Annotated in this window: 18 protein-coding genes; 15 read left to right on the forward strand and 3 right to left on the reverse strand. The window is 63.0% G+C overall.

Going from position 1 to position 24,617, the window contains the following annotated elements; all coding sequences use genetic code 11:
- Positions 1 to 185: 185 nt before the first annotated feature.
- Positions 186 to 776 (forward strand): 50S ribosomal protein L10, encoded by a 591-nt coding sequence (gene rplJ / locus EYS21_RS01015; protein ID WP_028269591.1) that lies wholly within the window; start codon positions 186 to 188, stop codon positions 774 to 776.
- A 78-nt stretch (positions 777 to 854) separates the two neighbouring features.
- Positions 855 to 1,226, forward strand: coding sequence for a 50S ribosomal protein L7/L12 (gene rplL, locus EYS21_RS01020; RefSeq protein WP_050684404.1), 372 nt, complete (start codon positions 855 to 857; stop codon positions 1,224 to 1,226).
- A gap of 127 nt (positions 1,227 to 1,353) precedes the next feature.
- Here the strand turns inward: rplL and EYS21_RS01025 are convergent, their stop codons facing one another.
- Entirely contained in the window at positions 1,354 to 1,848 is a 495-nt protein-coding gene (locus EYS21_RS01025; protein WP_131131292.1) for a YbaK/EbsC family protein, read from the reverse strand.
- Positions 1,848 to 3,047 (reverse strand): acetyl-CoA C-acetyltransferase, encoded by a 1,200-nt coding sequence (locus tag EYS21_RS01030; RefSeq protein WP_131131293.1) that lies wholly within the window; start codon positions 3,045 to 3,047, stop codon positions 1,848 to 1,850. Before EYS21_RS01030 ends, EYS21_RS01025 begins: the two co-directional genes overlap by 1 nt.
- 232 nt (positions 3,048 to 3,279) lie before the next feature.
- Between EYS21_RS01030 and EYS21_RS01035 the strand changes: the two genes are divergently transcribed.
- The 9 genes from EYS21_RS01035 to EYS21_RS23890 all read left to right on the forward strand — a co-directional run bounded on the left by EYS21_RS01035 (position 3,280) and on the right by EYS21_RS23890 (position 20,840).
- Positions 3,280 to 3,738: a hypothetical protein gene (locus EYS21_RS01035; protein ID WP_131131294.1), complete on the forward strand. Its 459-nt coding sequence runs from the start codon at positions 3,280 to 3,282 to the stop codon at positions 3,736 to 3,738.
- A 299-nt stretch (positions 3,739 to 4,037) separates the two neighbouring features.
- The gene (gene rpoB / locus EYS21_RS01040; protein WP_131131295.1) at positions 4,038 to 7,547 is read left to right on the forward strand and encodes a DNA-directed RNA polymerase subunit beta; all 3,510 of its coding nucleotides are present in this window, start codon (positions 4,038 to 4,040) and stop codon (positions 7,545 to 7,547) included.
- A 107-nt stretch (positions 7,548 to 7,654) separates the two neighbouring features.
- On the forward strand, positions 7,655 to 11,554 hold the full coding sequence (locus EYS21_RS01045) for a DNA-directed RNA polymerase subunit beta' (RefSeq protein WP_131131296.1): 3,900 nt from the start codon (positions 7,655 to 7,657) through the stop codon (positions 11,552 to 11,554).
- Positions 11,555 to 11,885: 331 nt separating this feature from the next.
- Positions 11,886 to 12,260, forward strand: a complete 375-nt coding sequence (gene rpsL, locus EYS21_RS01050) for a 30S ribosomal protein S12 (protein ID WP_018773658.1) — start codon at positions 11,886 to 11,888, stop codon at positions 12,258 to 12,260.
- Between the two features lies 1 nt (position 12,261).
- Positions 12,262 to 12,732: a 30S ribosomal protein S7 gene (rpsG, locus tag EYS21_RS01055; RefSeq protein ID WP_026531948.1), complete on the forward strand. Its 471-nt coding sequence runs from the start codon at positions 12,262 to 12,264 to the stop codon at positions 12,730 to 12,732.
- Between the two features lie 69 nt (positions 12,733 to 12,801).
- Positions 12,802 to 14,916, forward strand: coding sequence for an elongation factor G (gene fusA / locus EYS21_RS01060; RefSeq protein WP_131131297.1), 2,115 nt, complete (start codon positions 12,802 to 12,804; stop codon positions 14,914 to 14,916).
- A gap of 247 nt (positions 14,917 to 15,163) precedes the next feature.
- Positions 15,164 to 16,354: an elongation factor Tu gene (tuf, locus tag EYS21_RS01065; RefSeq protein ID WP_131131298.1), complete on the forward strand. Its 1,191-nt coding sequence runs from the start codon at positions 15,164 to 15,166 to the stop codon at positions 16,352 to 16,354.
- A gap of 160 nt (positions 16,355 to 16,514) precedes the next feature.
- A complete protein-coding gene (locus EYS21_RS01070) occupies positions 16,515 to 20,684 on the forward strand; it encodes a hypothetical protein (RefSeq protein ID WP_207307653.1) in 4,170 nt (1,389 codons plus the stop codon).
- 30 nt (positions 20,685 to 20,714) lie between these two features.
- Entirely contained in the window at positions 20,715 to 20,840 is a 126-nt protein-coding gene (locus tag EYS21_RS23890) for a hypothetical protein (protein ID WP_269449497.1), read from the forward strand.
- 53 nt (positions 20,841 to 20,893) lie between these two features.
- Here EYS21_RS23890 and EYS21_RS01075 read toward each other — a convergent pair whose 3' ends face one another.
- Positions 20,894 to 22,330, reverse strand: a complete 1,437-nt coding sequence (locus tag EYS21_RS01075) for a GH1 family beta-glucosidase (RefSeq protein ID WP_131131299.1) — start codon at positions 22,328 to 22,330, stop codon at positions 20,894 to 20,896.
- Positions 22,331 to 22,713: 383 nt separating this feature from the next.
- Between EYS21_RS01075 and rpsJ the strand changes: the two genes are divergently transcribed.
- Genes rpsJ through rplW form a run of 4 tightly spaced genes read left to right on the forward strand, consistent with a single transcriptional unit; the run spans position 22,714 to position 24,617 of the window.
- Positions 22,714 to 23,022: a 30S ribosomal protein S10 gene (rpsJ, locus tag EYS21_RS01080; RefSeq protein WP_003803825.1), complete on the forward strand. Its 309-nt coding sequence runs from the start codon at positions 22,714 to 22,716 to the stop codon at positions 23,020 to 23,022.
- A 17-nt stretch (positions 23,023 to 23,039) separates the two neighbouring features.
- On the forward strand, positions 23,040 to 23,690 hold the full coding sequence (gene rplC, locus EYS21_RS01085) for a 50S ribosomal protein L3 (RefSeq protein WP_056626643.1): 651 nt from the start codon (positions 23,040 to 23,042) through the stop codon (positions 23,688 to 23,690).
- Between the two features lie 4 nt (positions 23,691 to 23,694).
- Positions 23,695 to 24,315, forward strand: a complete 621-nt coding sequence (rplD, locus tag EYS21_RS01090) for a 50S ribosomal protein L4 (protein WP_131131300.1) — start codon at positions 23,695 to 23,697, stop codon at positions 24,313 to 24,315.
- On the forward strand, positions 24,312 to 24,617 hold the full coding sequence (gene rplW / locus EYS21_RS01095) for a 50S ribosomal protein L23 (RefSeq protein WP_066293292.1): 306 nt from the start codon (positions 24,312 to 24,314) through the stop codon (positions 24,615 to 24,617). The genes rplD and rplW overlap by 4 nt, the downstream gene beginning before the upstream one ends.

Genomic DNA, 24,617 nt, shown 5'->3' on the forward strand with positions numbered 1-24,617 from the left:
GGTCAAGTGGTTTTCTGGACGAAGGACCCTGAACGTAGGGCGGCCGGCGCAGGTGAACGAAGCAAAGCTCCACGGTTTGAAACTGTGTTGAGCCAAGCCCCGTGCATCTGCGCGGGGCGTTTTTAGTTTTAGCTCACCTTGAGCGGGGACCGTCGAATACCGGCACTATCCCCGGAAGGAGGGTTATGGCAACGCCTGCAAAGGTTTCAGCAGTAGCTGAGATCACTAACGATTTCAAGGAATCGAACGCCGCTGTCCTGACCGAATACCGTGGGCTCACTGTTGCACAGCTCAAGCAGCTGCGTGTTTCTCTCGGCCAGGACACCAAGTTCTCGGTCGTCAAGAACACCCTGACCGCCATTGCAGCCAAGGAAGCTGGTGTCGAAGCATTCGACGGCCAGCTCGCCGGCCCCACTGCAATCGCGTTCATCAAGGGTGACGCAGTTGCAGCGGCCAAGAGCCTGACGGATTTTGCCAAGACCAACAAGCAGCTGGTTATCAAGACCGGTTACTTCGAGGGCAAGGCACTGAACGCCAGCGAAGTTGCTGCCCTGGCAGCACTCGAGTCCCGCGAGCTGCAGCTCGCCAAGGTTGCAGGAATCCTCAAGGCTCCTGCTGCCGCCGCTGCACGCATCATTGACGCCCTGCGCCTCAAGCTTGAAGAAGAGAACGGTGCACCGGCAGCTGCCGAAGCGCCCGCCGCTGAAGAAGCCCCGGCCGCAGAAGCAGCAGAGACCGAAGCTCCGGCCGAGGCCGCAGCCACCGAAGAGAACTAACTCTTCTTCAAACCAGACTCCGGTGTGAAGGCAATGGCCCAGGCCGCCAAGCACCACCTATAGGAAGGACGCCACACCATGGCGAAGCTCACCAACGAAGAGCTCATTGAAGCTTTCAAGGAACTGACCATCATCGAGCTCTCCGAGTTCGTCAAGCTCTTCGAAGAGACCTTCGAAGTTACCGCTGCTGCTGTAGCCGTTGCCGGCCCGGCCGCCGCTGCTGAAGAAGCCGAAGAGAAGACCGACTTCGACGTCGTCCTCGAATCTGCTGGCGAAAAGAAGATCGCAGTGATCAAGGAAGTTCGCGCAATCACTTCCTTGGGCCTGAAGGAAGCCAAGGACCTGGTTGACAGCGCTCCCAAGGCTGTCCTCGAAGGTGCAACCAAGGAAGCTGCCGAGAAGGCCAAGGAGCAGCTCGAGGCTGCCGGCGCCACCGTTACCCTCAAGTAACACTCGCTTTCCAACAGGAAACCCCGTCCACTTCGGTGGGCGGGGTTTCCTGCTTTTAACCCCAACGCGGGGTCACATCCGGCCCAATAAGTGCCTACGGAGGGGCCGAATGTGACCCCGCGTTGCTCTAGGCCGGGTCCGAGATGTCCGCGACCACGGCGTCCAGCGCCGAGGTGAGGGCATCCGCGTCCACAAAGGCGCTGTAGCCGTGCTGCCCGGCGCCCATGGAGATCCGCCGGCCGGTGATGGTCCGGTCGGCGTAGACGGGCCAGGCCTTCGTGCTGCCGAGGGGCGTGATGGTGCCGCGCTCATACCCTGTGGCATCCAGTGCGACGTCGGCCGGCGGCAGCGACAGCTTGTTGACTCCCACCAAACCCCGGAGCTTGGGCCAGGAGATCTGCCGGTCGCCGGGGACCAGGGCGAACAGGAAGCTGCCGTCCTTGTGCTTGACCACCAGGGATTTCACGATGTCCGCCGGGGTGATGCCGAGGATGCCTGCCGCTTCCTCCAGGCTGGAGGCGGCCAGCCGTTCCACTATTTCGACGTCGAGGCCCCGCGCCGCGGCGTCGGCAAGGAACCGTGCCCTGCCGCCGCCGTCGGCCGATTCCGCCGAGGGAGCCATCAGTCCCGGTAGAGCAGGAGCGCTTCGCCCTGCCCTCCGCCGCCGCACAGCGAGACTGCAGCCTTGCCGCTCCCGCGCCGTTTGAGTTCATGTGCGGCATGCAGGGCCAACCGGGCTCCGGAAGCTCCGATGGGGTGGCCCAGCGCGATGGCGCCGCCATGGATGTTGCACTTTTCCAGCGGGTAGTCCAGGTCCTTCAGTGACTGCACCGCCACGGAACCGAAGGCTTCGTTGATCTCGATGAAGTCCAGGTCGGCCGTGCTCCAGCCGGCCCGGTCGAGGGCGCTCTGGATGGCGTGGGACGGCTGCGAGTGAAGCGAATTGTCCGGGCCGGCCACCTGTCCGGGCTTCCCGACGACGGCGAGGTACTCCAGGCCGTTGTCTTCCGCGAACTTCCGCGACGCGAGCACCAGTGCGGAGGCGCCGTCGGACAGGGGAGAGGAATTGCCGGCCGTGATGGTGCCGTCCGTGACAAAGGCGGCTTTGAGGCCCGCCAGCGTTTCGACGGAAGTGTTCGGCCGCACGCCTTCGTCGGTGGAGACAACAAGGGGGTCGCCCTTGCGCTGCTTGACGCTGATGGGTGCAATTTCGTCGTCGAAAACGCCGTTCTTCGCGGCCAGCGCCGCGCGCTGGTGCGACTGGGCAGCCACGTTGTCCTGCGATGTCCGGTCGATGCCGAGGGCCAGGTTCCGGGTCTCGGTGGAGAGCCCCATGGACTGGCCGTCGAAAGCGTCAGTGAGTCCGTCGTGCGCCGCGACATCGAGGGCCTGGACCGCGCCGTACGTCCAGCCCTGGCGGGAGCCGGGCAGCAGGTGCGGCGCGCGCGTCATGGATTCCTGTCCGCCGGCCACCACCACCGTGGCGTCACCGCTGCGGATGAGGCGGGCCGCATCTATGACGGCGGTCAGGCCGGACAGGCACACCTTGTTGATGGTGACGGTCGGGACATTCCAGCCGATGCCCGCCGCGATGGCGCTTTGCCGGGCGGGGTTCTGGCCCGCGCCGGCCTGCAGTACCTGTCCCATGATTACCGCGTCCACGCGGCCGGCAGCCACACCGCTGGCCGCGATGGCGGACTTGATGGCGTGGGCGCCGAGTTCGACGGCGGTGAAGCTCGCCAGTTGCCCGTTCAGCCGGCCCTGTGGGGTCCGCGCCGCTGCAAGGATGACAACGTCAGTGTTGTCTGTGGAGTTGCCCATTGTTATCTCTCCCGATCTGAAACGATGTAGGCCAAGGCTACCGTGAGCTTCCTCACCTAATTATCCAAACACCGGCCGGGGCAGGGCAATTCCATCCGGCGGCCGGGGAGAACTACCCATCCCCGCGACGTGCACGACGGCGGACGCCTCAGTAGGGTGGACGGCGGGCACTTAAGCACAGGGACCCTCCGTCCGCAATGGCACTCGCAGATCGCATACAGGGAGCAGCATCGTGAAGAAAATCCTCGCCGCGGCGGCTTTCGCCGGCCTCGCCGGGCTGACTGCCTGCTCCGTAGCCACACCTGCTCCGGTCAGTCCGTCGCCGTCGGAAACGTCCAGCCCCGCACCTTCGCAGTCGACGCCGTCGCGCTCCTCCGACGCCCCGGCTCCCCAGGCAGGAGGGGTCAAGGCCGCCTGCGAGCAGTTCAATGCGCTCTTCGCTGAGTACAAGGCCATCCAGGGTGACGCTAACGCTTACGAAGACATCTACTTGGCCGCCCAGGACGCCAAAGATGCTGTGTCCGGCAACCAAAAGGGGCTGTTTACGTCCCTGAGCGTCCTGTCCCTGGACCGCTCTTCGGCGGTTAAAAGCGGCGGCGTGGTGGATGAGTCGTCAAAGGATCTGGTCCGTGACGCGGTCTTTGCCAACGCACAGGAGTGCACTGCCGAGGGCGTCACGCTCCTGCTCTGAGGCGGTCTGCCGGAACAAAAAAGATGGGTCTTGCAATAACGCACGATGTGGGGTAGACACGTAATCGGTTTTGCCGTATCGTAGATATTTGCGTCTTCCCTGTTTACCTTCAGCCTTCATATAGCGGTGGGCTTTGCCTGGCAGCTGACCATCAACGTGCCGTCAACAACGTCATTGTATGGGCAGCGCGGGCCCCGGGTCATATAGCGGAACCGGATTGGTAGCACTGCGGAGTCATTCTGCAGGGTGCACAGCGGGGGAGATCTGAAAACGCCTGAAGGTCTGTGGAAGGATCCCTCTTGGTCGCCTCGAGCACCTCTAATAACGAAACCGCTAACACCGCCGACAGCACTGATGGTGCCACTCGCCGGCTCTCATTCGCAAAGATTCACGAACCGCTTGACGTTCCGAATCTTCTTGCCCTGCAGACGGACAGCTTTGACTGGCTGGTCGGAAACGAACGCTGGCAGGCACGCGTCGCGAAAGCCGTCGAAGAAAACGACCTCAGCGTCGCCACTACGTCCGGACTGTCGGACATCTTCGAAGAGATCTCCCCGATTGAGGACTTCCAGGGCACCATGTCCCTGAGCTTCTCCGATCCGGAATTCGCTGATCCGAAGTACACCATGGCCGAGTGCAAGGACCGGGACGCAACGTACTCGGCACCGCTGTACGTCAAGGCCGAGTTCATGAACAACAACACGGGCGAAATCAAGCAGCAGACCGTGTTCATGGGCGACTTCCCGCTGATGACGGAGAAGGGTACCTTCGTTGTCAACGGCACCGAACGTGTCGTCGTCTCCCAGCTGGTCCGTTCCCCGGGCGCCTACTTTGAGCGCACCGCCGACAAGACCAGCGACAAGGACATCTTCACTGCGAAGATCATCCCGTCCCGTGGTGCCTGGTTCGAGCTCGAGATCGACAAGCGCGACCAGGTCGGCGTACGCCTCGACCGCAAGCGCAAGCAGTCCGTCACCGTCCTGCTGAAGGCCCTTGGCTGGACCGAAGGCCAGATCCTCGAAGAATTCGGCCAGTACGACTCCATGCGCGCGACGCTGGAGAAGGACGCCACCGAGACCCGCGAAGACGCGTTGCTGGATATCTACCGGAAGCTGCGACCGGGCGAGCCGCCCACAGTCGAGGCTGCCCAGTCCCTGCTGGACAACCTGTACTTCAACTCCAAGCGCTACGATCTGGCCAAGGTCGGCCGTTACAAGATCAACCGCAAGCTTGGCATCGACCGCTCCCTTGGCGACAAGGAAGCTTCGGTCCTGCACGTTGAAGACATCGTGGCGATGATCAAGTTCCTGGTTGCACTGCACGCCGGCGAGAAGACCCTCACGGGCAAGCGCGACGGCCAGGACCACGAGCTGCGCGTCGAGATCGATGACATCGACCACTTCGGCAACCGCCGTATCCGCGCCGTCGGCGAGCTCATCGAGAACCAGGTCCGCACCGGCCTGTCCCGTATGGAGCGCGTTGTCCGCGAGCGTATGACCACCCAGGACGTCGAAGCCATCACGCCGCAGACCCTGATCAACATCCGCCCGGTTGTTGCAGCCATCAAGGAGTTCTTCGGAACTTCCCAGCTGTCCCAGTTCATGGATCAGAACAACCCGCTGTCGGGCCTGACCCACAAGCGCCGTCTGTCCGCGCTTGGCCCGGGTGGTCTGTCCCGTGACCGCGCAGGCATGGAAGTCCGAGACGTTCACCCGTCCCACTACGGACGTATGTGCCCCATCGAAACCCCTGAAGGCCCGAACATTGGTCTGATCGGTTCGTTGGCTTCCTACGGCCGCATCAACCCGTTCGGTTTCATCGAGACGCCGTACCGCCTCGTGTCCGAGGGCGTCGTTTCCGATGAGGTCCAGTACCTGACGGCCGACGACGAAGCAGAGGTCCTGATTGCTCAGGCCAACGCTCCGCTGGATGAGAACAAGAAGTTCGCCGAAGAGACCGTCCTGGTCCGCGCCCGTGGTGGTGGAGGCGAGCCCGTGCTGGTTCCCGCCGCCGACGTCGAGTTCATGGACGTTTCCCCGCGCCAGATGGTGTCCGTGGCTACGGCCCTGATCCCGTTCCTCGAGCACGACGATGCTAACCGCGCACTCATGGGTGCCAACATGCAGCGCCAGGCTGTGCCGCTGGTCCGGTCCGAGGCCCCGTTCGTGGGCACCGGCATGGAGCGCGCCGCTGCAGTCGACGCCGGTGACGTCACCATCGCGAAGAAGGCCGGTGTGGTCACCGAGGTCTCCGCTGAGCTCGTCATCATGCTCAACGACGACGGCACGGAAACCAACTACCGCATCAACAAGTTCGCCCGATCCAACCAGGGCAACTGCTACAACAACCGTGTCCTGGTGAACGAAGGCCAGCGCCTTGAGGTCGGCGGCATCATCGCTGACGGCCCGGCAACGGACCAGGGTGAACTCGCCCTCGGTAAGAACCTGCTCGTGGCATTCATGTCATGGGAAGGCCACAACTTCGAGGACGCCATCATCCTCTCGCAGCGCATTGTTGCCGAGGACGTTCTTTCCTCCATCCACATCGAGGAGCACGAGATCGATGCCCGCGACACCAAGCTTGGTGCCGAGGAAATCACCCGTGACATCCCCAACGTGTCCGAGGAAGTCCTGGCAGGCCTGGACGAGCGCGGCATCATCCACATCGGTGCCGAAGTTGAAGCCGGCGACATCCTGGTCGGAAAGGTCACCCCGAAGGGTGAAACCGAGCTGACCCCGGAAGAGCGCCTGCTGCGCGCCATCTTCGGTGAGAAGTCCCGCGAAGTGCGCGACACCTCCCTGAAGGTTCCGCACGGCGAGTCCGGCACCGTCATCGGCGTCCGCGTCTTCGACCGCGACAACGACGACGAACTGCCCCCGGGCGTCAACCAGCTGGTCCGCGTCTACGTGGCTGCCAAGCGTAAGATCACCGACGGCGACAAGCTCGCCGGCCGTCACGGCAACAAGGGTGTTATCTCCAAGATCCTTCCGATCGAGGACATGCCCTTCCTTGCCGACGGTACCCCCGTTGATATCGTCCTGAACCCGCTGGGTGTTCCGGGCCGTATGAACGTCGGCCAGGTGCTGGAAACGCACCTCGGCTGGGTTGCCAAGACCGGTTGGAAGATCGAAGGCGAGCCCGAGTGGGTCAAGCAGCTGCCGAACCTGCCGCGCGAGAGTGGCCAGACCACTGTTGCAACGCCGGTGTTCGATGGCGCCCGCGAAGAGGAAATCACGGGCCTGCTTGACTCCACCAACGTGACCCGCGACGGTGAGCGCCTGATCAACTCCTCAGGCAAGACCCGCCTGTTTGACGGCCGCTCCGGCGAGCCGTTCCCGGACCCGATCTCGGTCGGCTACATGTACATCCTGAAGCTCCACCACCTGGTGGACGACAAGATCCATGCCCGGTCCACCGGCCCGTACTCCATGATCACGCAGCAGCCGCTGGGTGGTAAGGCACAGTTCGGTGGCCAGCGCTTTGGTGAAATGGAAGTGTGGGCGCTCGAAGCTTACGGCGCCGCCTACACGCTCCAGGAACTGCTCACCATCAAGTCGGATGACATCCATGGTCGTGTGAAGGTCTACGAAGCAATCGTCAAGGGCGAGAACATCCCCGAGCCGGGCGTTCCTGAGTCCTTCAAGGTCTTGATCAAGGAAATGCAGTCACTGTGCCTGAACGTGGAAGTACTCTCCACGGACGGAACCACAATTGAAATGCGTGACTCTGATGACGCAGTCTTCACGGCTGCGGAAGAACTGGGCATCGATCTGTCTCGTGCAGAGCCCAGTTCCGTAGAAGAGGTTTAGCAGGTGGATGTCCGACGGCGGGTGACCACCCGCCGTCGGACATCAGCCTCCCTCTTCCCGTAACCCAAGACTTCAGAATTTAGAGAACAAGAGAGAACAGGGACCATATGTCCAGCGAATCCTCCTTCGGCCTCATGCAGATCGGCCTCGCCACCGCGGAAGACATCCGTGGCTGGTCTTACGGCGAGGTTAAGAAGCCGGAAACCATCAACTACCGCACGCTCAAGCCCGAGAAGGACGGCCTCTTCTGCGAGAAGATCTTCGGCCCTTCCCGTGACTGGGAATGCTACTGCGGTAAGTACAAGCGCGTGCGCTTCAAGGGCATCATTTGCGAGCGGTGTGGCGTTGAAGTCACCCGTGCCAAGGTCCGCCGTGAGCGCATGGGCCACATCGAGCTGGCCGCACCGGTCACGCACATCTGGTACTTCAAGGGTGTTCCGTCCCGCCTGGGCTACCTCCTTGACCTGGCTCCGAAGGACCTCGAAAAGGTCATCTACTTCGCCGCCTACATGATCACCAGCGTCGACGAAGCTTCCCGCCACGAGGAACTGCCCAACCTGCAGGTTGAGCACGACATCGAGAAGAAGCAGCTGATCGACAACCGCGACTCCGACATCGCGGCGATCGCCCGGGACCTCGAAGGCGAAATTGCGCGCCTGGAAGGTGAAGGCGCCAAGGCTGCCGACAAGAAGAAGGCCCGCGACTCCGCTGACCGCCAGATGGCCAACGTGCGCAAGCGCGCCGACGCCGACATCGAGCGCCTCGAGCAGGTCTGGGACCGCTTCAAGAACCTGAAGGTTGCAGACCTCGAAGGTGACGAAGGCCTGTACCGCGAACTGCGCGACCGCTACGGCATCTACTTCGAAGGCTCCATGGGTGCCGAAGCCATCAAGAAGCGTCTTGAGGGCTTTGACATGCAGGCCGAGTCTGACCTGCTGCGCGACATTATCGCCAACGGCAAGGGCCAGCGCAAGACCCGCGCCCTGAAGCGCCTGAAGGTTGTCAACGCGTTCCTGACTACCAACAACAGCCCGCTTGGCATGGTTCTGGATGCCGTCCCGGTGATCCCGCCGGAACTGCGCCCGATGGTCCAGCTGGATGGTGGCCGCTTCGCGACCTCCGACCTCAACGACCTCTACCGCCGCGTGATCAACCGCAACAACCGACTCAAGCGACTGCTTGACCTGGGTGCTCCGGAGATCATCGTCAACAACGAGAAGCGCATGCTTCAGGAAGCTGTTGACAGCCTCTTCGACAACGGCCGCCGCGGCCGTCCGGTCACCGGACCGGGCAACCGTCCGCTGAAGTCCCTGAGCGACATGCTCAAGGGCAAGCAGGGCCGTTTCCGCCAGAACCTCCTCGGCAAGCGTGTTGACTACTCCGGCCGTTCGGTCATCGTCGTCGGCCCGCAGCTGAAGCTGCACCAGTGCGGCCTGCCCAAGCAGATGGCCCTGGAGCTCTTCAAGCCGTTCGTGATGAAGCGCCTGGTTGACCTCAACCACGCCCAGAACATCAAGTCGGCCAAGCGCATGGTCGAGCGTTACCGTCCGCAGGTCTGGGACGTGCTCGAAGAGATCATCACCGAACACCCGGTGCTGCTCAACCGTGCACCTACCCTGCACCGCCTCGGTATCCAGGCGTTCGAACCGCAGCTCGTTGAAGGCAAGGCAATCCAGCTCCACCCGCTGGTTTGTGGCGCGTTCAACGCTGACTTCGACGGCGACCAGATGGCAGTGCACCTGCCGCTGAGCCCCGAAGCCCAGGCTGAGGCACGCATCCTGATGCTGTCGTCGAACAACATCCTGAAGCCTTCCGATGGACGCCCGGTCACCCTGCCTTCGCAGGATATGATCATCGGCCTGTACCACCTGACCACCAAGCGTGTCGGTTCAGCTGGCGAAGGCCGGATCTTCAGTTCGGTTTCGGAAGCCATCATGGCCTACGACCTGCACGAGCTGCACCTGAACTCCAAGGTCAAAATCCGCCTTGAGGGCTTTGTCCCTTACGCCGGATGGGAAGCTCCGGAGGGCTGGGAGCCGGGTCAGACCGCGCTTGTTGAGACCTCGCTCGGACAGGTTCTCTTCAACGAGACCCTGCCGGCCGACTACCCGTGGGTTGAGAACGTTGCGGACAAGGGCGAACTGTCCACGATCGTCAACGATCTCGCCGAGCGCTACCCGAAGGTGGTCACGGCGGCAACGCTGGACAACCTGAAGGACGCAGGTTTCTACTGGGCCACGCGTTCAGGCGTCACGGTCGCCATCTCCGACATCGAGGTGCCGAAGGACAAGCCGGTGATTCTCGCCGGTTACGAAGAGCGCGCCGCCAAGATCCAGGGCCAGTACGACAAGGGCCTGATCGACGACGACGAGCGTCGCCAGGAACTGATCGAGATCTGGAACAAGGCAACCAACGAGATCGCCCAGGCGATGCGTGACAGCCTGTCCCCGATGAACACCATCAACCGCATGGTGTCCTCCGGTGCACGTGGTAACTGGATGCAGGTCCGCCAGATCGCGGGTATCCGTGGCCTGGTGGCCAACCCTAAGGGTGAGATCATCCCGCGTCCGATCAAGTCCTCCTACCGCGAGGGCCTGTCGGTGCTGGAATACTTCATCGCTACGCACGGTGCCCGTAAGGGCCTGGCCGATACCGCACTGCGTACCGCCAACTCGGGTTACTTGACCCGTCGACTGGTGGACGTGTCCCAGGACGTTATTGTCCGCGAAGAGGACTGCGGTACCGAACGCGGCCTGGTGACGGCCATCGCCGTCGCAGACGCCAACGGCGAGCTGGTCCTGGACGAGAACGTCGAGAACAGCGCGTACGCCCGTACCTTGGCCGTGGATGTCGTTGACTCCAAGGGCAATGTCCTGGCTCCGGCAGGCACCGACTGCGGCGACGTTGTGATCGCTGAGCTGTTCGCAGCCGGCATCACCGAGGTCAAGGTCCGCTCCGTACTCACCTGTGAGTCCAGCGTCGGCACCTGCGCCCTGTGCTACGGACGTTCGCTGGCAACCGGCAAGACCGTGGACATCGGCGAGGCCGTGGGCATCATCGCCGCACAGTCCATCGGTGAGCCCGGTACCCAGCTGACCATGCGTACGTTCCACACCGGTGGTGCTGTTTCCGCCAGCGGTGGCGACGACATCACCCAGGGTCTGCCCCGTATCCAGGAGCTCTTCGAAGCCCGTACTCCGAAGGGTGTCGCACCGATTGCTGAAGCAGCCGGCCGCATCGCCATCGAAGAGTCCGAGCGCCAGATGCGCCTCGTCATCACCCCTGATGACGGATCCGAAGAGATCGCTTACCCGGTCCTGCGCCGTTCACGCCTCCTCATTGAGGACGGCGAGCACGTCACCGTGGGCCAGAAGCTCATCAACGGTCCGGTGGATCCCAAGCAGGTGCTGCGCATCATGGGCCCCCGTGCCGCGCAGAAGTTCCTGGTGGACGAGGTCCAGGGCGTGTACCGCAGCCAGGGCATCGGTATCCACGACAAGCACGTCGAGGTTATCGTCCGCCAGATGCTGCGCCGCGTCACGGTCATCGAGTCCGGCGAATCGGATCTGCTGCCCGGCGAGCTCGCCGAGCGCAGCCGCTTCGAGGAAGCCAACCGCCGCGTTGTGTCCGAGGGCAAGACTCCGGCTTCCGGACGTCCTGAGCTCATGGGCATCACCAAGGCGTCCCTGGCCACCGAGTCCTGGCTGTCCGCAGCTTCCTTCCAGGAGACCACCCGCGTCCTGACGCAGGCGGCCATGGAAGGCAAGAGTGATCCGCTGCTCGGCCTCAAGGAGAACGTCATCATCGGTAAGCTGATCCCGGCCGGCACGGGCCTCCCGCGCTACACCGAGGTCACCGTGGAGCCCACTGAAGAAGCAAAGGCCAACCTGTTCACCGGCCCGAGCGCATTCAGTGACTTCTCGTACGACACCCTGGGCGGCGACGGAGCACCTGAGTTCCACGCCATCCCGCTGGATGACTACGATCTCGGCAACGACTTCCGGTAGTCGATTGCGTTGAAAGGCCCCGTTTCCACTTGGTGGAGGCGGGGCCTTCCGCATACACCCGATTAAGGCCCGCGATCCAGCCGTGCTAAACTTTGTGTAATTGTTCTGTGTGGCAGTGGATGAAGGCCGCCGCAGCATCATTTTGGTTTTGTTCTCATGATGCTGGGTGGAGCTTGTTTCCGGGTTGCGGGTAAGGTGCGCAACGAATGCCACGCTTTTGCACGCCTGCGCAAGTTTACGGAGGCCGCTGCAAGGAGCAACGCCAAAACCATCGTGCCCAGGCTGGCGCCTGCGCGTGACGGTAGAGATCAAACCAACGGAGAACACGAGAGTGCCTACGATTAACCAGCTGGTCCGCAAGGGCCGCACGCCTAAGGTCAAAAAGACCAAGGCTCCTGCGCTTAACGGCAGCCCCATGCGCCGCGGCGTTTGCACCCGCGTTTACACCACCACCCCGAAGAAGCCGAACTCGGCTCTCCGTAAGGTGGCACGTGTGCGCCTCAATGGTGGCATTGAAGTCACCGCTTACATCCCCGGTGTAGGCCACAACCTGCAGGAGCACTCCATTGTGCTCGTTCGCGGCGGTCGCGTGAAGGACCTCCCGGGTGTCCGCTACAAGATCGTCCGTGGCGCCCTCGATACCCAGGGTGTGAAGAACCGTAAGCAGGCCCGCAGCCGCTACGGCGCAAAGATGGAGAAGAAGTAATATGCCTCGCAAGGGTCCGGCCCCCAAGCGGCCGCTCGTACTAGATCCCGTTTACGGCTCCCCGCTGGTCACCCAGCTGATCAACAAGGTGCTGGTTGACGGCAAGAAGTCCACCGCAGAGCGCATCGTTTACGGTGCCCTCGAAGGTGCTCGCGCCAAGTCCGGCGGCGACCCCGTTGCAGCCCTCAAGAAGGCCATGGACAACGTCAAGCCTTCCCTTGAGGTCCGCTCACGCCGCGTCGGTGGCGCAACGTACCAGGTTCCGGTTGAGGTCAAGCCGGGCCGCTCCACCGCCCTCGCACTGCGCTGGCTGGTTGGCTACTCCAAGGCCCGCCGCGAGAAGACGATGACCGAGCGCCTCCAGAACGAAATCCTGGATGCCTCCAACGGTCTCGGTGCCGCTGTGAAGCGTCGCGAAGACACCCACAAGATGGCCGAGTCCAACAAGGCCTTCGCACACTACCGCTGGTAATACTTCCGGACGCCGCCGGCTCGTCACGAGCCGGCGGCGAACGTGTAGTCCATCCGAAAGGGAGACACCGTGGCACAGGACGTGCTTACCGACCTTAGTAAGGTCCGCAACATCGGCATCATGGCCCACATTGATGCCGGCAAGACCACCACCACCGAGCGCATCCTGTTCTACACGGGTGTGAACCACAAGATCGGCGAAACGCACGACGGCGCTTCGACCACCGACTGGATGGAACAGGAAAAGGAACGCGGCATCACCATCACGTCTGCCGCCGTGACCTGCTTCTGGGAAAACAACCAGATCAACATCATCGACACCCCCGGCCACGTTGACTTCACCGTTGAGGTTGAGCGCTCCCTGCGCGTCCTCGACGGCGCTGTCGCTGTTTTCGATGGCAAGGAAGGCGTTGAGCCGCAGTCTGAGACCGTTTGGCGCCAGGCTGACAAGTACAACGTTCCGCGTATCTGCTTCGTCAACAAGATGGACAAGCTCGGCGCTGACTTCTACTTCACCGTTGACACCATCATTGGCCGCCTCGGTGCCAAGCCGCTCGTCATGCAGCTGCCGATCGGTGCTGAGAACGACTTTGTCGGCGTCGTCGACATCCTGGAAATGCGCGCGCTGGTCTGGCCGGGCGACTCCAAGGGTGACGTCACCATGGGTGCGAAGTACGAGGTCCAGGAGATCCCGGCTGACCTCAAGGAAAAGGCTGAAGAGTACCGCGCAGCGCTCGTTGAGACCGTTGCTGAGTCCTCCGAAGAGCTCATGGAGAAGTACCTCGAAGGCGAAGAGATTTCCGTCGAGGAACTCAAGGCCGGCATCCGCAAGATGACCATCAACTCCGAGCTCTACCCGGTCTTCTGTGGTTCCGCATTCAAGAACCGTGGCGTTCAGCCGATGCTCGATGCTGTCATCGACTACCTGCCGAACCCGCTCGACGTCCCGCCGATGATCGGTCACGATCCCCGCGACGAAGAGAAGGAAATCGTCCGCGCGCCTTCCTCCGAGGAGCCGTTCTCGGCTTTGGCGTTCAAGATTGCCGCGCACCCGTTCTTCGGCCAGCTCACCTTCATCCGCGTGTACTCCGGTCACGTGGAAGCAGGCGCACAGGTGGTCAACTCCACCAAGGGCAAGAAGGAGCGCATCGGCAAGCTGTTCCAGATGCACGCCAACAAGGAAATGCCCGTTGAGGGCGCTACCGCCGGCCACATCTACGCAGCGATCGGTCTGAAGGACACGACCACGGGCGACACCCTGTGCGACTCCGCCAACCAGATCGTCCTCGAGTCCATGAGCTTCCCGGAGCCCGTGATCTCTGTTGCGATCGAGCCGAACACGAAGGGTGACCAGGAGAAGCTCTCCACGGCCATCCAGAAGCTCTCCGCTGAGGACCCGACCTTCCAGGTCTCCCTCAACGAAGACACCGGCCAGACCATCATCGCCGGCATGGGCGAGCTCCACCTGGACATCCTGGTGGACCGCATGCGCCGCGAATTCAAGGTCGAAGCCAACGTCGGCAAGCCGCAGGTCGCGTACCGCGAAACCATCAAGAATGTTGTTGCGCGTCACGACTACACGCACAAGAAGCAGACCGGTGGCTCGGGCCAGTTCGCGAAGATCCAGATTGCCATTGGGCCGCTGGACACTTCCGAGGGCGAGCTGTACGAGTTCGAGAACAAGGTGACCGGTGGACGTATTCCTCGCGAATACATCCCTTCGGTTGACGCTGGTATCCAGGATGCACTGAACGACGGTGTCCTGGCCGGTTACCCGGTTGTCGGCATCAAGGCGACGCTGATTGACGGCGCTTACCACGATGTTGACTCCTCGGAAATGGCATTCAAGATCGCCGGCCGTATGGCTTTCAAGGAAGCCGCACGCAAGGCGAACCCTGTCCTGCTCGAACCGCTGATGGATGTCGAGGTCCGCACCCCTGAGGAATACATGGGTGAAGTTATCGGTGACCTCAACTCCCGCCGTGGCCAGATGCAGTCCATGGAAGATGCACAGGGTGTCAAGGTCATCCGTGCGCACGTTCCGCTGTCCGGCATGTTCGGCTACATCGGTGACCTGCGTTCAAAGACCCAGGGCCGCGCTGTGTACTCCATGACGTTCCACAGCTACGCCGAGGTCCCGAAGGCATTTGCCGACGAGATCATCCAGAAGAACCGCGGCGAGTAGTCGTTACGACTTCGCAGCAAAAACTCGGGTGCGCTTCCGGTTGACGGAAACTCACCTGGTGCAGGTGGCCGGGGCCCGGTCCAGACCGGATTCCGGCCACCTGCACGAACAGGCTCGAGGGACTAGTATTAGTTCCTGAATCTGCAATTTCACCAATCCAAAGCCCCCCAAGTAGACTTGCCTGAGTTTCTGCCGCGACAAGCGCGGTTGAAGGGTAAGTCATTTGAAAACGTTCTAGGAGGAACCTGTGGCAAAGGCAAAGTTCGAGCGGACTAAGCCGCACGTCAACATCGGCACCATTGGTCACGTTGACCACGGTAAGACGACGCTGACTGCCGCCATTTCCAAGGTGCTGTACGACAAGTACCCGACTCTCAACGAGCAGCGCGACTTCGCGTCGATTGACTCTGCTCCGGAAGAGCGCCAGCGTGGTATCACGATCAACATCTCCCACGTTGAGTACCAGACCGAGAAGCGCCACTACGCACACGTAGACGCTCCGGGTCACGCTGACTACATCAAGAACATGATCACCGGCGCTGCACAGATGGACGGTGCGATCCTCGTGGTTGCCGCCACTGACGGCCCGATGGCTCAGACCCGCGAGCACGTTCTGCTCGCCCGCCAGGTTGGCGTTCCCTACCTGCTGGTTGCGCTGAACAAGTCGGACATGGTTGACGACGAAGAACTGCTGGACCTCGTTGAAATGGAAGTTCGTGAGCTGCTTTCCGCTCAGGGCTTCGATGGCGACGACGCTCCCGTCGTTCGCGTTTCCGGCCTGAAGGCCCTCGAAGGCGACCCCATCTGGGTCAAGTCCGTTGAGGACCTCATGGAAGCCGTTGACGAGTCCGTTCCGGACCCCGTACGTGACCGTGACAAGCCGTTCCTGATGCCGATCGAAGACGTCTTCACGATCACCGGCCGTGGCACCGTTGTAACGGGCCGCGCCGAGCGTGGAACCCTCGCCATCAACTCCGAGGTCGAGATCGTCGGCATCCGCCCGGTCCAGAAGACCACGGTTACCGGTATCGAGATGTTCCACAAGCAGCTCGACGAAGCATGGGCCGGCGAGAACTGTGGCCTCCTGCTCCGCGGTCTGAAGCGCGATGACGTAGAGCGTGGCCAGGTTGTCGTCAAGCCGGGTTCCATCACCCCGCACACCGACTTCGAGGCTAACGTCTACATCCTCTCCAAGGACGAAGGCGGGCGTCACAACCCGTTCTACTCCAACTACCGCCCGCAGTTCTACTTCCGCACCACGGACGTAACCGGCGTTATCACCCTGCCGGAAGGCACGGAAATGGTTATGCCTGGCGACAACACTGAGATGACCGTTGCGCTCATCCAGCCGATCGCAATGGAAGAGGGCCTCGGCTTCGCTATCCGCGAAGGCGGCCGCACCGTTGGTTCAGGACGCGTTACCAAGATCATCAAGTAATTCTTGTTGATCCCACTGATCGGTATGGCCGTCTGACGGCCTGACGAGAAGTTTGGAACAGCCCCGCTGCTAGTGCAGCGGGGCTGTTCTTTGCTACAATTAATCCAATCACTGGATTAATTGGGGCTGGGGTCATCCTGCCCGTCGGAGAGGGTTCACCATGCCGGACGAATCTTATGAAGCGGGTTATCGCGCCGGCCACCTTCAGGGGTGGCTGGACGCTATGGCAAAAGTGGATGGCCCCCGGCCGGCCACCAGCTCTGCGGCGCCGGTTCCGCCGCCTTTGGCAGTCCCCGTGGTTTCGCCCGAACTGGCAGCGGTCCACACTGTTGGTTCCCTCATCGAGCCTGGCCCGGCTTCCGAATTGCCTGTCGCCCGGCAGGCACCGGTAGCCCGAGTGGACCTCCCGGTGCCGCCGTCTATTCCCTTCGCCGCTCCGCAGCAGGCTGAGACGCCGGCAGAACGCCAGGCACGGCGGGAGAAGCGGGACAGGCAGAACATCAACATCACGCTTTACGTAGCCAGCCTCCTCCTGGTCGCCGCAGCTGCACTGTTCATCGGTACCAGCCTTCCTCCCATGCTGCGCTTCGCCGGAGTCGTCGCCGTAACTGCCGCGTTCTACGCCTCAGGGTTCGTTCTTCACGCCCGGGTGCCACGCCTGCGGCCGGCGGCCGTGGCATTTGCTGGTACCGGACTGGCCCTGGTTCCGGTCACCGGACTAGCCCTGTACAACTTCGCCCTCCACCATGGCCCCACGGCCTGGCTGATCACCTCCTTGATTGGCACCGTGGCGTACGTGGCCGCGGCAGTCCGCCTGGAGAGCCGCGTGCTGGTTTATCTGTCGCTGACCTTCGTGGCATCCACGGCGTGGTCCGGCGTCTCAGTCCTGGGCGGGGCACTGGTCTGGTATTTCGCTTCCCTGATCGGTGTGGCGGTCATGCTCACACTCCTGGCCCTGGTCCGGCCCGGCTGGCTGCCGCCGGTCTATGTGCGGCCCCTGATGGTGCTGCACCCGTTGGTGGTGCCGGCCGTCGCAGCGGCAGCCACGTGCGTTCCGCTGCTGCTGGACAAAGCCGAATACGCGCTCATCATGGCCGTGTGCGGCTGCTACTTTGGACTGCTGGCCGCAGTGCCCGGGACCCGCCTCCGGCTTGCCAACTTCTACGCGGCGCGGATGTCACTTAGCCTGGCCGCCGCCGTCGAAATCTGGCACCTGACCGGCCGGGGGAGTGACGCCTTTCTGGCCGCGGCAGGATTACTCGCTGTCCAGGGAGTGGCCGTGGCCTTCGGGGCTGCCAGGTTGAGCCAGTGGTTCCCCCAGGCTGACAGCCGGCAGAACCAGCACGAAGCGTCCGCGGGCACACCCCGGCGGCGTTGGCTCGTGGACGCGGTGGCCACGTTCGGCATCCAGGTACTTCTCACGGTGGTGTACGCCAGCCTCGTCCTGTCCGCGGAGTTCTTCCGGTACGGGACGCCCGGCCAGGTGGGCGATGTTCCCCTGTGGATGCCCGTGGCGGTGGCGCTGGCCACCAGCTTTGTTTTGGCCGCCAGACTGGGCGGGCCAGCCGAGTGGGCTCCGGTGGCTTCCCTGCTCCTCGCCGCAGTGCTTGGCGATGCGATGGGAGCCTGGCCTGTGGCAATCATGCTGGCACTGGCGTTCCTCTTCTGGACCGCCCGCGCCTTTTTTGCGGTGGGAGCACTCCGGCGGAACCTGGCGCTCGGAGCGCGGATATCGGTGACCCTGGCGGTACCTTTTACGGTCGCTGCGGTAATTGACGGCGGCCCGGACCGCATCATCGCCTCAGTTTTCGGCCTGCTGGTGGCGCTGGTGTGCCAGCAGGCGTTCTCGGCGGTCCTGGAGCGTTCAGGAGCCAGGTCCCTGGCCCCGGAGGCCACGCTTGCCGGCTTCGGAGCCGCCGGACTGGCCATGGTCGTCCTGCTGGTGCTCCTTGACACTACGCCGGGGCATGGGTGGGTCTGGGCTGCCGTCATCATCCAACTGCTGTCCGCGCTGGCGATAGGCCTGTTCGTTGTGCCGCGGCCGGAGAGCGAGCTTGCGTGGAACGCAACGGTGTGGGAGGCCCTGCCGCTGGCGGCCTCCACGCTATGTGTCCCGGTGGCATTCCTTGCTGTGACCGAGGCAGCCGGGAACACTGCTCTGCTGCTGGTGTTGGGTTATCTGTTCGCCTCCGGCGTCCGGATGCGCGTGCGGCAGCATCGCTGGACCTACTGGTGGCTCGGACGCCTGGCGGCGACGGTACTGGTGCTGACCGCTTTTGATCTTCTCCAGGAAGAGGCCGGAGCAACAGTCATCGCGGGCGACGAAATCCAACCTGCCGCCGTGCTGGTCCTCTTCCTGGCCATCCAGTTGGTCTTCCCGATGGCCGCCGCCGTCCGGGGAGAGGCGCCGCGGGGAGTCCTGGTGGATCCCGGCGTCGTGCTGCTGCTCCAGCTACTGGCGTCCGCAGCGCTGCTGACCACCGAGCCGGAGGGCTGGCAGGCAACCTTCGCCGCGGCCGTGACCGCGCTTTCCTCGACGGCTGCGGGGTACGTCTTCAGGTCGAACGGCACCGCGGTCTGGTTTGCGCCGTCGTCGTTGGCTTTCCTGTTGGCGTTCAGCCGCGGTGAGCTTCTGGTTGTTGAAGGGCTTCTGGGCATCCATGCCGTGTTCGCTGCGGTCATGGTGGTGGCATCCGCCCAGCCGGCCCGGAAGGGCTGGTATTTTGCGGCGGCCAGGCTGCTCACAGCGGCCCTCGCTGCTGTCCTCAGCTACGACGTCACAGCATCTCCGACGGCGGTCTCAGTGACCTTTGCCTTTGTCCTTGCCGCGCAGCACGGCGTCCGCTGGATTATGCGTTCGCGGCTGGCTGAGGTCCCTTTCCAGCAGGCGGCCGTCTGGATCACCCTGGCGGGCCAGGCTCTGCTTCCGCTGGCCTACGCCTGGCAGGCGCAAAGCGGTTGGGGGAGGGTTTCCGACGACGACGGCGGACGCTGGGTGGTGCTCCTGGAGCTGGTTCTGCTGCTGGTCTCGGCCGTCGTGGCCAGCCGGTTCTTCGTGGCACGCGGCTCCCTCTACTTCGGGGTCTACGCGCTGTTGTTTGCCGTACTCGCGCTGGGCCCGGTGGTCGGGTTCGCCAACGCCGGCCAGCGAGGCAGCATGGCGTTCCTGGCGGCTCCCGTCCTGGACTACACGGGGACGGCGGCGGTGCTCTTGGGTATGGCGTTGCTCGCTACCGTCGCCGGCGTGCTGCGGCGCGGGCGGAACGTGCCCGTCGCGGATGTCGAGCACTGGCAGTGGCTTGCCGCGGCTGGATCATTCGCCGTGGCAGCCCTGTTTGTGGCACCGATGGCATCGGACTGGGTGCTTGGGGCCGCGCTGCTGGTCCTCGCCACGGTGTGCTTCGCTGCCTCTCATGTTGAGGGACTGCCCTGGCTGTATGCGCCGGCGTCCCTGGCGGTACTGGCCGGCGGCTCAACGCTCGGCGACTCGATTTTCCAGGACGTTCCGGGGGCGTGGGGCAGGTATTTGCCTTGGCTGTGCGGGACCGGCCTGGCGGCAGTGGGGCTGTACTCTGCGCGGCTGTACCGACGCGGACAGCTTACAGCTGACGCCGTGCGCCGCTGGTCGCTGGCTGGAGCCGCCTTTGCCGGGCTCTGCCTGGTCGCGTCGACCGGTGTCCGGCCCGACGCGACGGCGTGGGCAGCGGCCGTTGCACTGGCCGCGGCTGTGGGTGTCGCCTGCAACGAGGCGCCGGGAACGGTGCGCCGGGTCGTCGCCGAAGCAGGTTTCGTGACCGTGGTGGCTGCGGTACAGCGGGCCGCGATCTTTGAGCTGGACGGGGAGTACGGCCTGAACTACCGGCTTTCCAGTGGCCTGCCTGACCCGTTCTGGGTAGCCCAGTGGTATGTCCTCGCAGGAACCGGCCTGGCCGCACTGCGCTTCGCCTCGGGACAGCGGAGTGCCGGAAGGGCCTTGGCTGGGGCTGCAGCAGGGCTGCTCACGCTGAGCGGACTGGGTGTGGTGTTTGGCGGAACCGGCAGCCAGCAACTGTGGGTGCTTGTGCTGTTCGCCGGGCTCCTGCTCGGCGGCCTGGGGCTGGGGGACAGGCTGTTTGTCTGGTGGGGAGCCGCCGGAGTCGCGGCCTGCATTCTCTGGGCGATGCGTCAGTACACCTTCGCACTCCTGGCGCTGATCGCCGTCGGGCTTATCGGGTTCGCTCTCTGGCGGCTGAACCGCGGGACGGCCGTGGAGAAACCGGCGGTGCAGCCGCCGGCAGGGCAGCCTGCACCTGACCAACCGGACCGTGGCGGGCCGTTCAGCAAGCACTGATACTGTTGCTTGCATCGAGAGGAGCGCATCATGGAATGGCTAATTTTCCTGGCTGTCGTGGTTGCCATTGTCGCCGGAGTTTTTTGGGCGAAGAAGTATTTCCGGAATGAGATCGACCGCGCCAAACGCATCAACCGGGCAAAAAAGAACCAGTAAGGCAGCGGTAAATACAGGGCCCCTGCCAGCCTTGGTGCAAAGGCTGCCCGCGCTCAGCCGGGCGGCTTTTTCCGTTCCCTGCTGAGGGCCTGGTACCAGTAGAAGGACTCTTTGGGGGTCCGCTCCTGCGTCTCGAAATCCACATGGATCAGTCCGAAGCGCTGCGAGTAGCCCGCCGCCCATTCGAAGTTGTCCATCAGAGTCCAGACGTAGTAGCCACGGAGGTCAACCCCTTCGGCAATTCCTCCGGGGGCGGTGGCGTCCAGAGCCTGCCGCAAGTGGTCCGCGATGTATTTCACCCGGCGCCCATCCTGGAGCCGGCCGCTGACCCGGTCCGGCTCCGGGAAACTGGCCCCGCTTTCCGTGATGTAGACGGGCGGCAGCGCGTCCCCGTAGCGGTCGCGGAGCTCGGCGAGCAGGACGCCGAGATGGGCAGGAGCGACGGGCCACCCGAAACCGGTGGTTCCATATTCCGGGTACCCCACTTCGTGGAACGGCAGCCGGGCCACGGCCTTGTGGGTGTCGGCGGGAATGGGGGTGATGCCGCGGCTCATGGCCACCTTCACGGGGAAATAGTAGTTGAGGCCGTAGAAGTCCAGGGGCTGGTTAATGGTCTTGAGGTCAGCGTCTGAAAGTTTCCCGATGGACCGAAGCCACGGCCGTGCCACCAGGGGGAGTCTGGGGTAGCGTCCCAGCAGCACGGGGTCGGCGTAGATCCGGTTCATCAGCAGGTCGTACAGCTTCGCGACGTGCCGGTCGCCGAACTTCCTGCTGGCGGGGCGCACCGGTGAGTGCAGGTTGGTCACTCCCACGCCGCCCGTGACGCCGGCGGCACGGAGGGCCTGCACCCCCAGGCCGTGGGCCAGCAGCTGGTGATGGATCGACGGCAGGGCGTCGAACATGAGGGCCCTGCCGGGCGCATGGACGCCCAGGGCATACCCGTTCAGTGTTACCGAAACGGGCTCGTTCAGCGTCACCCACTGGGCGACGCGGTCGCCGAAGCGCTTCCCGGCCACCGCGCAGTACTCGGCAAACCGTTCGGCAGTGGCACGGTTCATCCAACCGCCGGCTTGCTCCAGGGGCAGCGGGGTGTCCCAGTGGTACAGGGTCGCCATCGGCGAGATGCCCGCTTCGAGGAGCTGGTCAATCAGCCGGTCGTAAAAGTCCAGGCCCTGGCTGTTGATGGCGCCGCGGCCGTCCGGCTGGATCCGGGGCCAGGAAAGGGAGAAGCGGTACGAATCGATGCCCAGCTCACGCATGAGTGCGATGTCCTCGGGGACCCGGTTGTAGTGGTCGCAAGCCATGGCGGGGGAGTGGCCGTCCATGATGCTCCCGGGTTTCTGCACAAAGGCATCCCAGCCGGACGGTCCACGCCCGTCTTCGGCCAGGGCCCCCTCAATCTGGAACGCGGCTGCGGCAACGCCCAACGTAAAGGACGGCGGCAGCCGGCCGGCGAGATCGCGTACGGAAGCAGCATTTTCGACCGTCATGCCCCCATCATCCATTCGCAGGTTGCCGAAGGCAATGATCCGGGAGGGGCAAAGCTAAAGCAGATTCGCTTCTGCCGATAATATCCGGCATACTAGATGAGTTGTTCAAGCGCTTCTTCGTGTCCCGATCCGGATAATGCCGGGTGTCAGGGTCCAAGTTGAAGACCAAACATAACCCACTCCCCATGGAACTGCGGACTTGTATGCGTGAAAATCGCGACACGCCCGACCGCGGGGGTCGGTTACGCCGGCAAGGTGAGGAACCCGGATTCATCCGGATTCAGTTTGTGCGGCGGGTGGTAGTTAAGACTTCAAATGCTTCGGCAGCCACATACAACAGGTAAGTAAACAGAGCAGCATTTACTGAAAGAGAGTCAGGCGACATGGCGGGACAAAAAATCCGCATCCGGCTGAAGTCATATGACCACGAGGTCATTGACGTTTCAGCACGGAAGATCGTTGAGACGGTCACGCGCGCAGGCGCAACGGTAGTTGGCCCCGTGCCGCTGCCGACGGAGAAGAACGTTTACTGCGTAATCCGCTCTCCCCACAAGTACAAGGACAGCCGCGAGCACTTTGAAATGCGCACGCACAAGCGTCTTATCGACATCATCGATCCCACGCCGAAGGCTGTTGACTCGCTTATGCGTCTCGACCTGCCGGCCGACGTGAACATCGAAATCAAGCTGTAGGGAGGTGCTGAGAGACTATGACCGCAACCCGTAACGTAAAGGGCCTGCTGGGCACGAAGCTCGGCATGACCCAGGTCTGGGACGAGAACAACAAGCTCATCCCCGTCACTGTGGTCCAGGCAGATTCGAACGTCATCACGCAGCTGCGCAACGCAGAGACTGATGGCTACGTCGCCGTTCAGATCGGCTACGGCCAGATCGATCCCCGCAAGGTCACCAAGCCGCTGGCTGGTCACTTTGAAAAGGCAGGCGTCACGCCTCGCCGCCACGTCGTCGAACTGCGCACTGCAGATGCTGACTCTTACGAGCTGGGCCAGGAGCTTTCTGTTGAGCTCTTCGAAGCCGGCCAGAAGATCGACGTCATCGGCACCACCAAGGGTAAGGGCTTCGCCGGTGTTATGAAGCGTCACGGCTTCCACGGCGTTGGAGCTTCCCACGGTGCCCACAAGAACCACCGTAAGCCCGGTTCAATCGGTGGCGCATCCACCCCGAGCCGCGTCTTCAAGGGCATGAAAATGGCCGGCCGCATGGGCGCCGTTCGTCACACCACGCTGAACCTCACCGTTCACGCTGTTGACGTCGAGAAGTCGCTGCTCCTGATCAAGGGTGCCGTTCCCGGCGCCCGCGGCCAGGTCGTACTCGTACGCACCGCCGTGAAGGGAGCCTAGTTCAATGGCTAACACTGTCAAGGTTGACCTGCCTGCAGAGATCTTCGACGTTCAGACCAACGTGCCGCTGCTGCACCAGGTCGTCGTTGCACAGCTCGCTGCTGCTCGCCAGGGTACCCACAAGACCAAGACCCGCGCCGAAGTTTCCGGTGCAGGCCGCAAGCCGTTCAAGCAGAAGGGCACCGGCCGCGCCCGTCAGGGTTCAATCCGTGCTCCTCACATGACCGGCGGTGGCGTTGTCCACGGTCCCACACCGCGTGACTACAGCCAGCGCACCCCCAAGAAGATGATTGCTGCTGCACTGCGCGGCGCACTCTCTGACCGCGCCCGCAACGGACGCATCCACGTCGTTGCTGACCTGGTTGCCGGCTCCAAGCCGTCCTCCAAAGAAGCTCTGGCAACGCTGCGCGGCGTCTCCGAGCGCAAGAACCTGCTCGTTGTCATTGAGCGCGCCAACGATGTTGCTGCACTGTCCGTGCGCAACCTCGAGGCTGTTCACGTTCTGTACGCAGACCAGCTGAACACCTACGACGTTCTCGTTTCTGACGACGTAGTCTTCACCAAGGCTGCCTACGAAGCATTCGTTGCTGACAAGGCTGCAAAGAACGAGGAGGATGCCAAGTGAGTGCAGCCACCATCAAGGACCCGCGCGACGTCGTGCTTGCACCCGTCGTATCGGAAAAGAGCTACGGCCTGATCGATGAGGGAAAGTACACCTTCCTGGTGGACCCCCGCTCGAACAAGACCGAGATCAAGCTGGCCGTGGAGAAAATCTTCTCCGTCAAGGTCGACTCGATCAACACCATCAACCGTGCCGGTAAGCGCAAGCGCACCAAATTCGGATGGGGTACCCGCAAGAACACCAAGCGTGCGATTGTCACCCTCAAAGAAGGCACTATCGACATCTTCGGCGGTCCGCTCGCGTAG

This window comes from Arthrobacter sp. S39 (genome assembly GCF_004320525.1).
Lineage (GTDB): Bacteria > Actinomycetota > Actinomycetes > Actinomycetales > Micrococcaceae > Arthrobacter.

What these genes read in the sequence shown, in the direction of transcription:
- rplL (WP_050684404.1), top strand. Translation starts at nt 855, where the DNA reads ATGGCGAAGCTCACCAACGAAGAGCTCATTGAAGCTTTCAAGGAACTG.
- EYS21_RS23890 (WP_269449497.1), top strand. Translation starts at nt 20,715, where the DNA reads ATGGAATGGCTAATTTTCCTGGCTGTCGTGGTTGCCATTGTCGCCGGA.
- EYS21_RS01075 (WP_131131299.1), bottom strand. Translation starts at nt 22,330, where the DNA reads ATGACGGTCGAAAATGCTGCTTCCGTACGCGATCTCGCCGGCCGGCTG.
- rplC (WP_056626643.1), top strand. Translation starts at nt 23,040, where the DNA reads ATGACCGCAACCCGTAACGTAAAGGGCCTGCTGGGCACGAAGCTCGGC.
- rpsJ (WP_003803825.1), top strand. Translation starts at nt 22,714, where the DNA reads ATGGCGGGACAAAAAATCCGCATCCGGCTGAAGTCATATGACCACGAG.
- rplJ (WP_028269591.1), top strand. Translation starts at nt 186, where the DNA reads ATGGCAACGCCTGCAAAGGTTTCAGCAGTAGCTGAGATCACTAACGAT.
- EYS21_RS01070 (WP_207307653.1), top strand. Translation starts at nt 16,515, where the DNA reads ATGCCGGACGAATCTTATGAAGCGGGTTATCGCGCCGGCCACCTTCAG.
- EYS21_RS01030 (WP_131131293.1), bottom strand. Translation starts at nt 3,047, where the DNA reads ATGGGCAACTCCACAGACAACACTGACGTTGTCATCCTTGCAGCGGCG.
- EYS21_RS01025 (WP_131131292.1), bottom strand. Translation starts at nt 1,848, where the DNA reads ATGGCTCCCTCGGCGGAATCGGCCGACGGCGGCGGCAGGGCACGGTTC.
- rpsG (WP_026531948.1), top strand. Translation starts at nt 12,262, where the DNA reads ATGCCTCGCAAGGGTCCGGCCCCCAAGCGGCCGCTCGTACTAGATCCC.
- rplD (WP_131131300.1), top strand. Translation starts at nt 23,695, where the DNA reads ATGGCTAACACTGTCAAGGTTGACCTGCCTGCAGAGATCTTCGACGTT.
- EYS21_RS01045 (WP_131131296.1), top strand. Translation starts at nt 7,655, where the DNA reads ATGTCCAGCGAATCCTCCTTCGGCCTCATGCAGATCGGCCTCGCCACC.